A 14,429-nucleotide genomic window follows, 5' to 3' on the forward strand; every position below is an offset into this window, starting at 1 on the left:
TTGTTACTCCAATGCCAACTCCATCTTAATGTCCGCCCGCTTGAAGTTGTGCCCCGTCAACGGCACTTCCTCAAATCCGAGTTTTTTGTACAGGTTTATACCTGCGGCCGAGCCTTTGCGGTTCGAGTATAAAATCACTTTACTGGCTCCGAGCTCCCGCGCCTTTTCAATCACAGCATTCCCTAGCAAATCACCAATCTTCTTCCCCCGCATGCTTTTTGAAACGGTCATTTTGCTCATTTCAACTACCTCTCCATTGCGTTTCAACGCGCATGTACCTACCGGCTCTCCATCATACAAGGCAATCAGGATCGCTCCGCCGTCTTTGAGGTAATAGGTTTCCGGGTCTGACAACGTCTTTTCGTCTTCCGGCTCCACTTCGTAGGTCTCCGAAATCCATGCATAATTCAAGTCGTAAAAAGCTTGCGCATGTTCCGGTTTGTAGTCCACAATACTGATAGCGGCATTGGTTTCCTCGTTTTCCATTCTTTTGTAGCGCTCAAAAAATCCTTCCTTTTTCAATTGATACTCTGTCTCGTCCATGGCTTGTAACAGGTTATTGGCATTGTCGATAATTTGTTCTGCTGTTTTACGGATCTTCTCCCAAACCGGTTGCATTTGCTCAACCAATGCGCGCGCCTTTTCCGAGAGCCGCACCATTCGCTTCCGCTCATCGCGCTGATCTTTAAATGATTCCACCAGCCCTTCTTTTTCCAGTTCTTTCAGCAAACTAATCGTCGAAGGGTGCGCATAGCCGATTTCTTCGGACAACTCCATAATCCCGAGCGACTCCTTTTTATGCAGCGTATAAATGACCGGAAACCATTTCGGCTCGAAGCTGATGCCATTATGCTGGTAAATGAGAACGCCATCCTTCCGGAACTGGTCGATCAGGCGCTGCAAACGGGTCGAAATCGCCAGGGCCCCTACTTCGTTGAAAATGTTCATGGTTAGGTGTTCGAAAATTTAAGTTCAAATATACGTAGACAACTACGTAATTAGCAAGCGGTATGGCCATTTGCCTTGGTTTTTTGTTTTTGGTAAATTTGATAAAAAGGAAAAAGCTATGGACACGCAGGCAATTATCTCCGACATCGAGCAACTTCCCGAAGATTTGCAAAAGGAAGTTGCCCACTATGTAGCAACACTTAAAAATGAATACGAAGAACGTAAACTGCATAGCCCGCAGCTACCTCGACGTGTCTTTGGCCTTAATAAAGGGAAGTACAACTTTGATATCGATTTTGATGAACCAATCGAGGGATTCGAACCATATATGTAAATGAGATATCTATTAGATACACACACTTTTATCTGGTTTAACCAGGGTGATCCGCTCCTGGGAGATACAATTCGCTTATTAATCGAAGACGCTGATAATGAGATTCATATTAGCATTGCAAGCCTTTGGGAAATTGCTATCAAAACCTCGCTTAAAAAGCTACCCAGTCCTGCCCCATTCGATGTTTTACGCGACGATTTAATCAGGCTTAACATCCAATTGCTGCACATCAAGTTCGAGCACACCGCATTGGTTAACAAACTACCATTCCACCACAAAGACCCATTCGATCGTATGATCGCGTCACAAGCGATTTGTGAAAATCTGGATTTGCTAAGTTGCGACGACAAGTTCGACAAATACCTATCCGTCGGCAGTCAGAAACGTCTATGGTAGATTTATTTGAGGTACTTCACAATCAACCCTCCCGTCCGCTCGGAAGCTCCTGCACCTCCAACCAACTCTGCAAGCTGTTCATAATCCTGCATTTGCCTCACATTTTTATCGCCCCCAGGCAGAATTCGTTTCAGCTCGGCTACGAGATTCCCTTCATTCAATTCATCTTGAATCAGCTCCCGGACGGCCTCTTTCTCCAAAATCAAATTAACCAGAGAAATAAACGGAATGCGGATCAGGCGCTTGGCCACTGCATAGGAAATGGCACTGGTGCGGTAACAAACCACTTCTGGAACTCGTAGCAACGCGGTTTCCAATGTGGCTGTGCCGGAGGTAACGAGCGCCGCGTCGGCTACTGAAAGCAGGTCATAAGTGCTTTCGTAAACGATGGTCGCTTTACCGCTGGATAAGTACTGATCGTACAGCGTAGAAGGCAGGTTCTTCACACCGGCGATCACATATTGGTAGCCGGGGAAATGCTTTTGCGTGGTCAGCATGGTATCCAACATGCCGATAATCTCCTGTTTGCGGCTACCGGGAAGCAGTGCGATAATAGGCCGGTCGTCGAGGTGGTGCTTCCTGCGAAAATCAGGATCGGGGCGGAATGCGGCTATGGCATCCATGAGCGGGTTGCCCACGTAATCGACTTTGTAGTCGTATTTTTTGTAGAAATCGACCTCAAATGGAAAGATCACGAACATGTGATCCACGTTGGCCTTGATCTTCCAGGCACGTTTCTGGTTCCATGCCCAGACTTTCGGAGAAATGTAGTAGAATACTTTCAGTCCTTTCGATTTCGCGAACGAGGCAATGCGTAGGTTGAAGCCCGGATAATCGATGAGAATCAATGCATCCGGTTGGTATTCGAGAATGTCGGCTTTGCACTTTTTGAGAAAACCAGTGATCGTGCGGAGGTTCATCACCACTTCCAGGAACCCCATGAAAGCCGTGTCCTTATAATGGGTCACGAGCTCCATGCCTTCGGCCTCCATCATATCGCCACCCCAGCCGCGAAATTCCGCATCGGGATCATTCGCCCGAATGCCCTTGATCAGATTGGAGCCATGCAAATCCCCGGAGCGCTCGCCCGCGATTAGGTAGTATTTCATAGGCTATCGGCCGTCGGCTGTCTTACTACTCCCCATAGTACTCCACAAAGTTTTTCGGCGTCTCTATCAGCTTGATATAGTGCAGTTTCGCATTAGGCGCCGCCTGTGCGATGGCCGGTTCGAGAATGTTCCAGATTTCCATCACAAATATTTCGCAGGAAGCCATTTTGCCTTGCATGAAATCGACATCGAGGTTGAGGTTCTTGTGATCTACCTTGTCCACGATCTCATCCTTTATAATATCCCCAAGCACTTTCAGATCGATTACAAAGCCTGTGTCAGGGTCGGGCTTGCCTTTTACCGTAACAATCAGCTCAAAATTATGCCCATGCCAGTTGTTGTTGGCGCAAGGGCCAAATACCTCCTGGTTTTTCTCATCACTCCACGCCGGGTTGTAAAGCCGGTGGGCCGCATTGAAATGCTCTTTCCTTGTTACGTAAATCATAAAACTTCCTGCCACTTGATAATTCTGGCGCAAAATTACACCATGTATCCGTAGTTTTGTTTGTTAACAAGAGGATAACTAAAAAAAATCCTATTTCGCCCTTAAAATTTAAGAGTAGATCGGCGCGGTTCGGTACTCTTATCTGGCATTCTTTTTACCGTTAAACATATAATCGCGATGATTATCGTAACAGGAGCAGCCGGCTTTATTGGCAGCGGGCTTATCAGCCGCCTCAATCAAGACGGCTTTAAAAACATTATTGCAGTGGATGATTTTTCCAAAATCGAGAAAGCTGAGAACCTCGAAGGGAAGATTATCAAGGAAAAAGTAGAAAGGAATGCACTTTTCGAATGGCTGGATGCCAACAGCCGCGACGTAGAATTCATTTTCCACATCGGCGCGCGTACCGACACCACGGAGTTCGACAAGGAAATTTTTGATGAACTGAATGTAAATTATTCCAAAGGCATTTGGGAAAAATGCGTGGCTTACCAAATTCCTCTCGTGTATGCGTCATCCGCGGCTACGTATGGACTGGGCGAGCACGGGTACGACGATAACGAGTCGACGATCGGCCAGTTGAAGCCACTGAACCCTTACGGCGATTCCAAAAACGAGTTCGACAAATGGGCATTGGCGCAGGAGAAAAAGCCGTTTTTCTGGGCCGGTCTCAAATTCTTCAATGTTTACGGTCCCAACGAATACCACAAAGGCCGCATGGCATCGGTGATTTTCCATGCTTATAACCAGATCAAGGCAACGGAGAAAATGAAGCTGTTCCGCTCGCACAATCCCGACTTCAAGGACGGCGAGCAAATGCGCGACTTCATTTACGTCAAAGACCTGATCGACGTTTGCATTTTCTTCATGCACCACCGCAAGAACTCAGGTATCTACAACCTCGGAAGCGGCCGTGCGAGAACATTCAAAGACCTGGTTACCAACACATTCCTGGCCATGGGCAAAACGCCAGACATTTCGTACGTCGACACCCCGGCCGATATCCGCGACAAGTACCAGTATTTCACGCAGGCCAATATGAGCAAGCTCCGCTCCATCGGATATACCCGTCCATTCAGCACGCTGGAAGAGGGAATTGATGATTATGTGAAGAATTATCTCTCGTCGACGTCCTATTTGTAGGCCTTCCTGTTGATCAAAACTTTGAAAAGACCTGCCCTGGCGGGTCTTTTCTGTTTTACCTGCCCAAAGCTATTTCCACCGGCCGCTGCCGGATTCTCCACAATTTTCCGTACTTTTGACCCTCTGAATAAACTCAATCCCACTTCTCTGTGTTAGCATGATACCAACCAGAGTGTGACATTATTACGACTATGAGCAAAGAAGAAGAATTGTTGGAGGAAATCACCAGTTCGGAATACAAATATGGCTTTGTGACTGATATTGAAGCAGATGAGGCCCCTGCTGGCCTTAATGACGATATTATCAGGTTCATCTCAGCCAAAAAGAATGAACCCGAATGGATGCTGCAATGGCGCCTGAAAGCGTATCATTTGTGGCTCACCATGGAGGAACCCAAGTGGCCGAACGTGCATTACCCGCCCATCGAATTCCAGGCTATCAAATATTACTCGGCACCGAAGAAAAAGAAGGCTGTCGAAAGCATCGACGACATCGATCCCGAATTGCGTAATACCTTCGAAAGACTGGGTATTTCTTTGAATGAGCAAAAACGGATTTCCGGTATCGCGGTCGACGCGGTGATGGACTCCGAGTCGGTTTTCACGACTTTCAAAGATACGCTCAAAGAAAAAGGCATTATTTTCTGCTCGATCAGCGAGGCGATCCGTGAGCATCCGGAACTGGTGAAGAAATACCTGGGCTCGGTTGTACCGCCTAAGGATAACTACTATGCAGCCTTGAACTCGGCGGTATTCTCCGATGGATCGTTCGTATACATTCCCAAAGGCGTTCGTTGCCCCATGGAGCTTTCGACCTATTTCCGTATCAATGCAGCGGGAACAGGCCAGTTTGAAAGAACGCTGATCATAGGTGACGAGGACAGCCACGTGAGCTACCTCGAAGGTTGTACAGCTCCGATGCGCGACGAAAACCAGCTGCACGCGGCAGTGGTTGAAATCTTCGCACACGACAATGCGAATGTAAAATACTCGACCGTACAAAACTGGTACCCAGGCGATAAGGACGGGAAAGGCGGTATATACAATTTTGTAACGAAACGCGGCCTTTGCGACGGTCCTAACTCGAAAATCTCCTGGACGCAAGTGGAAACCGGTTCGGCGATTACCTGGAAATATCCTTCGGTAATCCTGAAAGGCGACAACTCGATCGGTGAATTTTACTCGGTCGCTGTGACCAACAACATGCAGCAGGCCGATACCGGAACGAAAATGATCCACATCGGTAAAAACACCAAAAGCCGGATCGTTTCGAAAGGTATTTCGGCCGGAAAGAGCCAGAACTCTTACCGCGGATTGGTGCAGGTGTTCAAAAAGGCTGAAAAAGCGCGTAACTTCTCCCAATGCGACTCCCTGTTGCTCGGCGACAAATGCGGCGCGCACACTTTCCCTTATATTGAAGTGAGCAACCCCTCGGCGACCGTAGAGCACGAAGCGACTACTTCGAAGATCGGTGAAGACATTCTTTTCTACTGCAACCAGCGCGGCATCCCAACGGAACAAGCGGTTGCATTGATCGTGAATGGCTATGCTAAAGAAGTATTAAACCAGCTTCCGATGGAATTTGCCGTTGAAGCGCAAAAGCTACTGGAAATCAGCCTGGAAGGAAGTGTAGGTTAAAATTTCCAATAAGATAAAACACAGAAAGCCTTTGATTCGTCGAAGGCTTTTTGTATTTTATTGATCTTAGTAATTTTTTCCATCAACGATCCACCCTTCATGACTCACGTTCCACAACTAATCATAGACCTGTCGCTCATTCTCACGATGGCCGGTATCATTACCGTAATCTTCAAGAAATTGAAGCAGCCAATCGTGCTGGGCTACATTCTGGCCGGGTTGCTTGTTGGACCTAATTTCCACTTGTTCCCTACCATTACCGACATTAAAACAATTGAAATCTGGGCCGAAATCGGGGTTATCTTTCTGCTTTTCAACCTGGGTTTGGAGTTTAGTTTTAAAAAGCTGGTCAAAGTAGGCAACACGGCTGCTATTACCGGGCTTTTTGAGGTATTTATGATGCTCGTAACGGGTTTCATTACCGGCCAACTGCTCGGTTGGAGCAAAACCGACAGCCTTTTTCTCGGAGGTATCATTGCCATTTCCTCCACCACCATCATTTTCCGCGCATTCGATGAACTGGGGCTCAAAACCCAGAAATTCACACGCGTCGTAATGGGTATTCTCGTGATCGAGGACCTTACGGCTGTGTTGCTAATGGTGTTGCTTTCTACGCTATCGCTCAGCCAGCAGTTTGCAGGTTTTGAATTAGTTCAATCGAGTTTAAAACTCTTCTTTTTTCTCACAATCTGGTTTCTCGGCGGGATTTTTATATTCCCTACCCTGCTCAGGCGCTACCGGCATTTGATGAACGACGAAAGCGTGTTGATCACTTCCGTAGCACTATGTTTCGGGATGGTATTTCTGGTTACGAAAGCAGGCTTTTCGGCAGCATTAGGAGCATTTATCATGGGCTCTATCCTGGCGGAAACTACGCATGCGGAAAAGATCGAGCATTTGCTTAAACCAGTCAAGGACCTTTTCGGGGCGGTGTTCTTTATTTCTGTGGGAATGCTGATCAATCCGGGGCTTTTGCTCGAATATGCGGTGCCGACTGCCATTCTCGTGCTCGTGGTAATGCTGGGAAAAACCACGTTCGTCACGCTGGGTGCGGTCATATCCGGCCAACCGCTCAAAAAGTCGCTGCAATCGGGCATGAGTTTGTCCCAAATCGGAGAATTTTCGTTCATCATTGCCAATCTTGGTCTATCATTGAAGGTAACGAGCGGATTCCTTTACCCTATTGCAGTAGGAGTTTCGGTAATTACGACGTTTGCGACACCCTATATGATGAAGGCCTCCGAACCGCTGTATGAATGGCTCGACAAGCGTCTGCCTGAGAAATGGCGCCTCTACCTGAACCGGTACAGCACGAGTACGGAAACCATCGCGCAAACAACGCAATGGAATGAAATTCTCAAATCCTATGCGCAGACGGTGATCCTAAACTCCGTCGTCGTGGTCGGCATTATCCTGGCGTCTTCGCGCCAGCTCGCGCAGCAACTGCACACGCGCGTACCCGAGACATTCCTGACCAACTCAGTGCTCTTTGCCATTACCTTCCTGCTGATCTCGCCGTTTCTCTGGGCATTGGTCTTCAAAAGAGGCAATCGAAAGGCCTATTCGGCGATCTGGCTCAGCCGGAAATACAGCCGCGGACCATTGCTGGTACTTGAACTTTCAAGAGTAGTGATAGCGATTCTGCTGATGGCCTTCCTGCTCAATTCATTCTTCTCGACAAAAACGGCTTTCATTGTAGCGGGGGGAATTATGGTACTCGGCTTCGCTATTTTTTACCAAAGGCTTCAACAATTTTATCATAAGATCGAAGACCGCTTCCTGCAAAATCTCAATGCACGGCAATTGGAAGGAAGCGGTAAATCGAAAAGAATTCTCCTGCCGTGGGACGCACACTTTGCATTCCTCGAAGTGAGCCCCGACTCGAATCTGATCGGCAAAAGTTTGCAGGAACTCAAAATCCGGGAAACATTCGGTATCAATGTCGTGCTGATCGAGCGAGGAAGCAAAACCATTCATTTACCAAGGCCAACGGAAGTTCTCTACCCCTGCGATCGCATTGAGGTAATCGGTACAGACGACCAACTGGATGTTTTCAGAAGCCACATCGAGGTGAGTACAAATGGTGACGTGTACATGGCCCACGAGGATAATGTCGTGCTGGAACGCATTGAGGTGAAAACGCAGTACAATATCCGCGGCAAAACGATTCGTGACAGCCAGATCCGCGAAATGACGCACGGCATGATCGTCGGCCTCGAAAGAAATGGCGAACGCATTCTCAATCCGGATTCGTCGATGGTTATCGAAAACCAGGACGTACTTTGGATCGCCGGCGACCGCGAATTAATTAAGGAGTTCATCGCCACCAAACCGGCCAACAATGAAGAGGAAGTCGAGGTAGCTACGCCTTGATCAGGCCTTGCAAACCACCGGTATGCACTGCTACGATCTTCGTTCCTGCTTTGAAATATCTCTTTTTCAGAAGGTCAAACAGGCCGTAGAACATTTTTGCAGTATAAACCTGCTCCAACTGGACGTCAAATTCAGCCCGGAAATCTTGCATAAAAGCAAGCAGTTCACTGTTCCATTTCGCATATCCGCCGAAATGGTAGTCTGTAAGCAAAGTAAGATTTCCGGGTTGTTTGCATTCGTTCAAAAGTCGGCGAATGTCCTCTTTGAGAAAATCACCTCCTTTCAATGCCGGGAATGCCAGTACGTTCGCGCCCGCAGAAAGGATTCCGGCAGCCGTGCCGCCAGTACCCGCAGCTGTGGCGACAAAATCGGGCATCGCGCCGAGCTGTTCTTTTATTTCAACTACCATTTCGGCCACTCCTTTCAATGCATGCCCGGTAGTGCCGCCTTCGGGAATGAGGTAAGGGTTTCCTAAACGCGCGGTAATCTCTTCCAGATATTCTTCGGAATGCCGCCTCCGGTATTCCTCTCGCGATACAAAATGCAGCTGCATGCCCTGCTCCCGGCAAAATTGAAGGGTGTCGTTTTCCTTTCCTTCCAGTTCCAGGCCACGGACAATACCGATGGTTTTCAAGCCCAATGCATTCCCCGCAGCGGCCGTAGCGTACAAATGGTTGGAATACGCCCCGCCGAAGGTCAATACCGTTCCCTTACCGCTCGCCTGCGCGTCGAGTAAGTTGTATTTAAGCTTACGCCATTTATTTCCCGAAACCGTCGGGTGAATAAGGTCATCACGCTTGATGTACAGCTGCACTTCTGCCCTCTCCGTCGCCGCATTAACAAGCCGTTGCAGGGGCGTAGGTGCCGGCAAACTTAGTAAATCCACTTATTTTAATAATTTTGTTGATAGTAAATCAGAAAAGAATGTCCGTAGAACTAGTTGATAATGCCTCCGAAGAGGACGATTTATTTGAACATTACCGCATTGTCGCCGACAAAGGCCAAAGCCTCATGCGGCTCGATAAATTTCTGAATCTTCACGTAGCCAACGCTTCCAGGACAAAAATACAAAACGGTATCGAAGCGGAGGCTGTAAAGGTGAACGGCCAGCCTACGAAGGCCAGTTACAAGGTTAAGCCGCTCGATGTCATCACGCTTTCGCTTCCCGAACCGCCGCGGGATACCGAAATCGTTCCGGAAAACATTCCACTGAATATCGTGTACGAGGACGACGTGCTGATGATCATTAACAAACCGGCAGGAATGGTCGTTCACCCGGCTTATGGCAACTGGACGGGCACATTGATCAACGGATTGGTGTATCACTTCCAGCAACTCCCGACCGGCAGAAACGGCGAAGGCCGTCCAGGGCTGGTGCACCGAATTGATAAAGACACTTCCGGTTTGCTGGTGATCGCCAAAACCGAGTTCGCGATGACTTTCCTCGCCAGCCAGTTCGCCGATCACTCGATCGAACGAACCTATCACGCATTGATATGGGGCGAGCCCAAAGTCGAAAAAGGCACTGTTACCGGCCACATCGGGCGCAGTGTCCGCGACAGGCGCGTAATGGACGTATACGTGGATGGCAGCCAGGGCAAACACGCGGTGACGCATTACGAAGTAATCAAACCGCTTCGCTATGTTTCGATGATCAAATGTAATCTCGAAACCGGTCGCACGCACCAGATCCGCGCGCACATGAAGCATATTGGCCACCCGATCTTCAATGACCCGATGTACGGGGGCGACAAGATCCTGCGGGGTGTGTCAAGCGGCAGTTATAAAGCGATGGTAGAGAACGGTTTCAGCCTCATTCCGGGACAGGCGCTGCATGCCAAATCACTGGGATTCATCCATCCTACTACGCGCCAGTGGATCCAATTTGACACGGATTTGCCCGAGAATTTTCAGGCAATCCTCGAAAAGTGGGAAAACTATGTAAACTCTCAGTAGGAAATAGTATATTCTGGATTCTTAACCTTTCTAATCAATAAACCACTAACATGAATATTTCGACCAGGCAGGGGACAGCAGAGGACATACCCGCAATTTTTGAATTGGTGAAGGAGCTTGCGATCTACGAACGGGCGCTGAACCAGGTAACCAATAATGTCGACAAAATGACCCGTGATTACAACGAAAAGCTTTTCGACTTCTTCGTTGCCGAAGTGGATTCGAAGATCATCGGGCTTTGTCTTTACTATTACCGTTACTCCACCTGGAAGGGGAAACGGCTTTATATGGAAGATATCATCGTCACCGAATCGATGCGCGGCAACGGTATTGGCAAAATCCTTTTCGACGCCACGGTGGTAGCCGCAAAGAATGTAGGCTGTACGGGGATGATGTGGCAGGTACTCGACTGGAACACGTCGGCGGTCAATTTCTACCGCAAATACGGCACCAATTTCGATAATGAATGGATCAACTGTAACCTCGATTTCTAAGGATTACAGAGCGAGCATACTAAAAGGCCGGGCCTGTTGTCATTGCAACAGGTCCGGCCTTCTTTCTTTCGTCCTTTTCAGCGACTGCTCATAGCGCCACTCCTCAATCTTGGCTTCATGCCCCGACACTAATATTTCCGGCACTTTATGACCTTCAAAATCGGCCGGGCGGGAATATACCGGCGGCGCCAGCAGATTATCTTGGAATGAATCCGTCAATGCGGAAGTTTCGTCGTTCAGCACGCCCGGAATAAGGCGGATAATAGCGTCGGCAAGTACGGCCGCAGCCAGCTCACCGCCCGATAATACATAATCTCCAATGCTGATTTCCTTCGTCACGAACATATCACGCACACGCTGGTCCACACCCTTGTAATGCCCGCAGAGCATCATCAGGTTACCTTTCAGCGAAAGCTGGTTCACCATCCGCTGCTGCATTTGCTCGCCGTCGGGTGTGAGGTAAATGATCTCGTCGTACGCCCGCTCGGCTTGCAACGCACGAATGCAGCGCGCGATCGGCTCGATCTGCAACACCATTCCTGCACCACCGCCGAATGCGTAATCGTCGATCGTACGGTGTTTATTCGTGGAATAATCACGAATGTCATGAATAACCACTTCCACGTGATTGGCCTGCTGCGCCCGCTTCAATATCGAATGCGCGAAAAAGCTATCAAGCAAACTCGGCACGCAGCTCAATATATCAATCCGCATCATCGGGAATACTTTCTGATGAATTATCGAGATAAACTTCCAACAAGCCTTCCGGCAGGTTCACGAGCAGAGATTTAGCTTCCTTATCCGCTTTGATCACAATATCGTTAGCCGTTGGGATGAGTACTTCCGAGCCCTGGTAGTCCATCGCGATCAGGTCCTGGCCATTGAGCGAATATACTTCGCGCACAATGCCCAGCTCCCCAAGCGTTTTGTCCACTACCTTGAAACCTTTGATTTCGTGATAATAAAACTCGTCGTCGCCAAGTTCGCTTAGTTCTTCCAAAGGCAAATAAAGCGAACTTCCTACGAGTGCTTGTGCCTTCACAATGGTATCGACATCCTCGAAAGTCACGATCGCATTGCTTTGCTTTTGAAGGTTGATATCTTCAATGAAGTAAGGTACGAGCTCGCCTTTGATCTCGACATAAACCGTTTCGAGGTCTTCATAATCGTCCGGATAATCCACATCCAGATAAATTACCACATTGCCGGCGGTGCCGTGGGTCCGCACGATATAGCCCAATAAATAACAGTTGTCCTGTATCATTTGCGGGATTTCAAATTTTGGTTCTGTATAAAACAATATGAGTCTGTGCGGAATACCGACAGACCCATAGCGCAATGTATGTACATTAAATTATTCTGCTGACTCTTCTGCCGGAGCATCTGCTTCGGGAGCTTCTGCTGTTGCGTCAGCGGCTTCGTCAGCCACTTCTTCAGTTGCAACTTCTTCCACAACAGGAGCATTTTTCTTAGCGATAGCCTCAGCACGAGCTTCATTAACTTTGCGTTCTGCGTCAAGTTTCGCTTTCTTGTCAGCCTCTTTCTGCTGTGCCAAAGAATCGGCAGCAGTAGCTTTACGGTCTGTTTTCGAACCTTTCCACTCTTCGAAACGTGAATCCGCAACTTCTTGCGAGATAGCACCTTTCAAAACACCTACTTGCAAGTGCTTGCGCAGCAATACACCTTCGTGTTGCAAGATTGAACGGGCTGTGTCAGTTGGCTGAGCACCTTTCAAAAGCCAGTCAACTGCTTTGTCTGATTCCAAAACGATGGAAGCAGGGTTGGTACCTGGATTGTAGATACCCAATTTTTCGATGAAGCGACCATCACGTGGTGCTCTGGCATCTGCGACTACGATATCATAGATCGCTTTCTTTTTGCGTCCCCGACGCGCTAATCTGATTTTAACTGCCATTTGTGAATTTGAATTTTGGGAACTCGTCCCGTAATTAAACAGGGTGCAAAGGTACAAAAAATAACTTATAAATAATGATGTATAAAAAAAGGGAGACAATTTCTTGTCTCCCTTCAATGCATTGCCTTCAACTATTAGCGACGGAAACCAGCCGGGTAAGTTGAGCGGATTGTATTGTTAGGCAGGATCTTGATCTCAACACGACGGTTAGATTGAAGACCTTCCACAGTGGTATTTTCTGCGATCGGGCGATATTCACCGTAATACTCAGTGATAATGCGGCTAGGATCTGTCAAACCTGCACGAACCAGGAAGCGTTTCGCTGCATCCACACGACGACGTGACAGGGATACGTTGTAGCTGTCCGAAGCACGGGCATCCGTGTGACCTACGAGTACGATGCGGCAATTAGTACGCATGTTCAGGAGCTCAACCACTTTGCTGAGTGTTTCTTTCGAAGCATTGCGGATAATCGCTTTGTCGGTATCGAATTCGATGTTGCTGAACAACGCCTCACATTCGTCTTTCGGAAGGTTGTTTTTGATAGCGTCACGGATGATCTTATCGATATCCAGTGCTACACCACCACCTGATACGATGCTACCAGCAGGTGTGTTAGCTTCTTTATCGAACAGGTCGGCTACGCCATCACCATCAGAGTCAGTATAAAGGCGTGGGTCAACCGGCTTAGGCATGTTAGCTTTCGCGATTGAATCCGCATCGTTCATTGTCGGGTTGTAAGGTACCGGGATCAGCTGCTGAGGATTAGCCCAACGCAGGTGGTAACGTCCGGCAGCCGGATCGTATTTACCGTCTTTCGCTCTAACGGCATTCTTACCCAGTTTGTAAGTAAGCGCCAGTGACAGCATACCGTACGCATCGTTTTTAGAATCACCTTTTGCGAAGGTCCAGATTCCTTGTTGGCTTACATAATCACTCAAACCACCAACAGTTGCATCCAGCTTCTCGGTGTTTACGAAGTTGTGCGTATAATCAAGTCCAAGGTCGAACCGTGAGCTCAGCTCGTAGTGAACTGTGAACCCAACAGGAACTACCCATTCACGGGTGTAAGTCGATCCGTTGCGCTCCCATTTACCGGCTGTTTTCGAGCTGGCGTCGGTGTTGGTAGAGAAGCTACCGACAGTAGCTTTCGTAATGTTGGTATAATCCACATCCGTATGGTAGTAGATAATACCACCTCCAAGGTGCGCATCTACTTTCCAGCGGCGAAGCTTGTTATAGCCGAGCAGCAAACGGTTCACGTTCAATGTTCCGTCCAAAGTCAGCTGAACAAACGAGGGGCTGTTGAAAGTGGCGCTGTAAGTATCACCGCTCAAAGAGCTGTAATGGTTATCTTTGGCTCCCTGAAGACGACCGTTGTAGCCTGTCAGTTGGATACCGAACAAAGGGGTGAGCTGCTTGTTCAATGAAAGCCCCCACGCACCCGTTAATTCTTCCCGGTCTCCACGCTTGAAGCCATTGTACTGGGTCAAATCTCCGAAGAATTTTGTAATACCTCCGTAACCTGTGATTGACCAAGTATTCATTTTATTTGGTCCTTCATAAGTGCGGTTTTGAGCTTTCGTATTGTAGCTCAGGAGGGTAGAACAAAGTAAAGCAACGTAAAGATTCTTTTTCTTCATGGGAAACACGCGTTATGTGATTCAATTCAAATATAG

Annotated in this window: 15 protein-coding genes; 7 read left to right on the top strand and 8 right to left on the bottom strand. The window is 48.2% G+C overall.

Going from position 1 to position 14,429, the window contains the following annotated elements; all coding sequences use genetic code 11:
* Positions 1-3: 3 nt before the first annotated feature.
* Positions 4-948, bottom strand: coding sequence for a helix-turn-helix domain-containing GNAT family N-acetyltransferase (locus J2Y43_RS21790; RefSeq protein WP_309987474.1), 945 nt, complete (start codon positions 946-948; stop codon positions 4-6).
* 118 nt (positions 949-1,066) lie between these two features.
* Between J2Y43_RS21790 and J2Y43_RS21795 the strand changes: the two genes are divergently transcribed.
* Positions 1,067-1,282: a DUF2281 domain-containing protein gene (locus tag J2Y43_RS21795; RefSeq protein WP_309987469.1), complete on the top strand. Its 216-nt coding sequence runs from the start codon at positions 1,067-1,069 to the stop codon at positions 1,280-1,282.
* Entirely contained in the window at positions 1,283-1,678 is a 396-nt protein-coding gene (locus tag J2Y43_RS21800) for a type II toxin-antitoxin system VapC family toxin (RefSeq protein WP_309987465.1), read from the top strand.
* A gap of 2 nt (positions 1,679-1,680) precedes the next feature.
* Here J2Y43_RS21800 and lpxB read toward each other — a convergent pair whose 3' ends face one another.
* Positions 1,681-2,787: a lipid-A-disaccharide synthase gene (gene lpxB / locus J2Y43_RS21805; RefSeq protein WP_309987461.1), complete on the bottom strand. Its 1,107-nt coding sequence runs from the start codon at positions 2,785-2,787 to the stop codon at positions 1,681-1,683.
* Between the two features lie 25 nt (positions 2,788-2,812).
* Entirely contained in the window at positions 2,813-3,232 is a 420-nt protein-coding gene (locus tag J2Y43_RS21810) for a 6-carboxytetrahydropterin synthase (protein WP_223403447.1), read from the bottom strand.
* Between the two features lie 177 nt (positions 3,233-3,409).
* Here J2Y43_RS21810 and rfaD point away from each other — a divergent pair, with 177 nt between their 5' ends.
* The 3 genes from rfaD (at position 3,410) to J2Y43_RS21825 (ending at position 8,385) form a co-directional block, all read left to right on the top strand.
* Complete coding sequence (gene rfaD, locus J2Y43_RS21815) at positions 3,410-4,375, top strand: ADP-glyceromanno-heptose 6-epimerase (RefSeq protein ID WP_309987457.1); 966 nt, start codon at positions 3,410-3,412, stop codon at positions 4,373-4,375.
* A 191-nt stretch (positions 4,376-4,566) separates the two neighbouring features.
* Positions 4,567-6,012, top strand: a complete 1,446-nt coding sequence (sufB, locus tag J2Y43_RS21820) for a Fe-S cluster assembly protein SufB (RefSeq protein WP_106597278.1) — start codon at positions 4,567-4,569, stop codon at positions 6,010-6,012.
* Between the two features lie 99 nt (positions 6,013-6,111).
* Positions 6,112-8,385, top strand: coding sequence for a cation:proton antiporter (locus tag J2Y43_RS21825; protein WP_309987453.1), 2,274 nt, complete (start codon positions 6,112-6,114; stop codon positions 8,383-8,385).
* On the opposite strand, the gene J2Y43_RS21830 is transcribed toward J2Y43_RS21825, so the two are convergent.
* Complete coding sequence (locus J2Y43_RS21830; RefSeq protein WP_309987450.1) at positions 8,375-9,271, bottom strand: pyridoxal-phosphate dependent enzyme; 897 nt, start codon at positions 9,269-9,271, stop codon at positions 8,375-8,377. The genes J2Y43_RS21825 and J2Y43_RS21830 overlap by 11 nt on opposite strands.
* Positions 9,272-9,309: 38 nt before the next feature.
* Here J2Y43_RS21830 and J2Y43_RS21835 point away from each other — a divergent pair, with 38 nt between their 5' ends.
* Together J2Y43_RS21835 and J2Y43_RS21840 are read left to right on the top strand one after the other, a co-directional pair.
* Positions 9,310-10,341 (top strand): RluA family pseudouridine synthase, encoded by a 1,032-nt coding sequence (locus tag J2Y43_RS21835; RefSeq protein ID WP_309987447.1) that lies wholly within the window; start codon positions 9,310-9,312, stop codon positions 10,339-10,341.
* Between the two features lie 50 nt (positions 10,342-10,391).
* Entirely contained in the window at positions 10,392-10,835 is a 444-nt protein-coding gene (locus J2Y43_RS21840; RefSeq protein ID WP_106597281.1) for a GNAT family N-acetyltransferase, read from the top strand.
* A gap of 39 nt (positions 10,836-10,874) precedes the next feature.
* On the opposite strand, the gene trmD is transcribed toward J2Y43_RS21840, so the two are convergent.
* The 4 genes from trmD to J2Y43_RS21860 all read right to left on the bottom strand — a co-directional run bounded on the left by trmD (position 10,875) and on the right by J2Y43_RS21860 (position 14,297).
* Positions 10,875-11,549, bottom strand: coding sequence for a tRNA (guanosine(37)-N1)-methyltransferase TrmD (gene trmD / locus J2Y43_RS21845; protein ID WP_309987929.1), 675 nt, complete (start codon positions 11,547-11,549; stop codon positions 10,875-10,877).
* On the bottom strand, positions 11,539-12,099 hold the full coding sequence (rimM, locus tag J2Y43_RS21850; RefSeq protein WP_309987444.1) for a ribosome maturation factor RimM: 561 nt from the start codon (positions 12,097-12,099) through the stop codon (positions 11,539-11,541). Before rimM ends, trmD begins: the two co-directional genes overlap by 11 nt.
* A gap of 90 nt (positions 12,100-12,189) precedes the next feature.
* A complete protein-coding gene (locus J2Y43_RS21855) occupies positions 12,190-12,750 on the bottom strand; it encodes a 30S ribosomal protein S16 (protein ID WP_309987441.1) in 561 nt (186 codons plus the stop codon).
* A gap of 134 nt (positions 12,751-12,884) precedes the next feature.
* Complete coding sequence (locus J2Y43_RS21860) at positions 12,885-14,297, bottom strand: OmpA family protein (protein ID WP_309987438.1); 1,413 nt, start codon at positions 14,295-14,297, stop codon at positions 12,885-12,887.
* Positions 14,298-14,429: the final 132 nt, after the last annotated feature.

It is taken from the genome of Dyadobacter sp. BE31, assembly GCF_031457695.1.
Lineage (GTDB): Bacteria > Bacteroidota > Bacteroidia > Cytophagales > Spirosomataceae > Dyadobacter.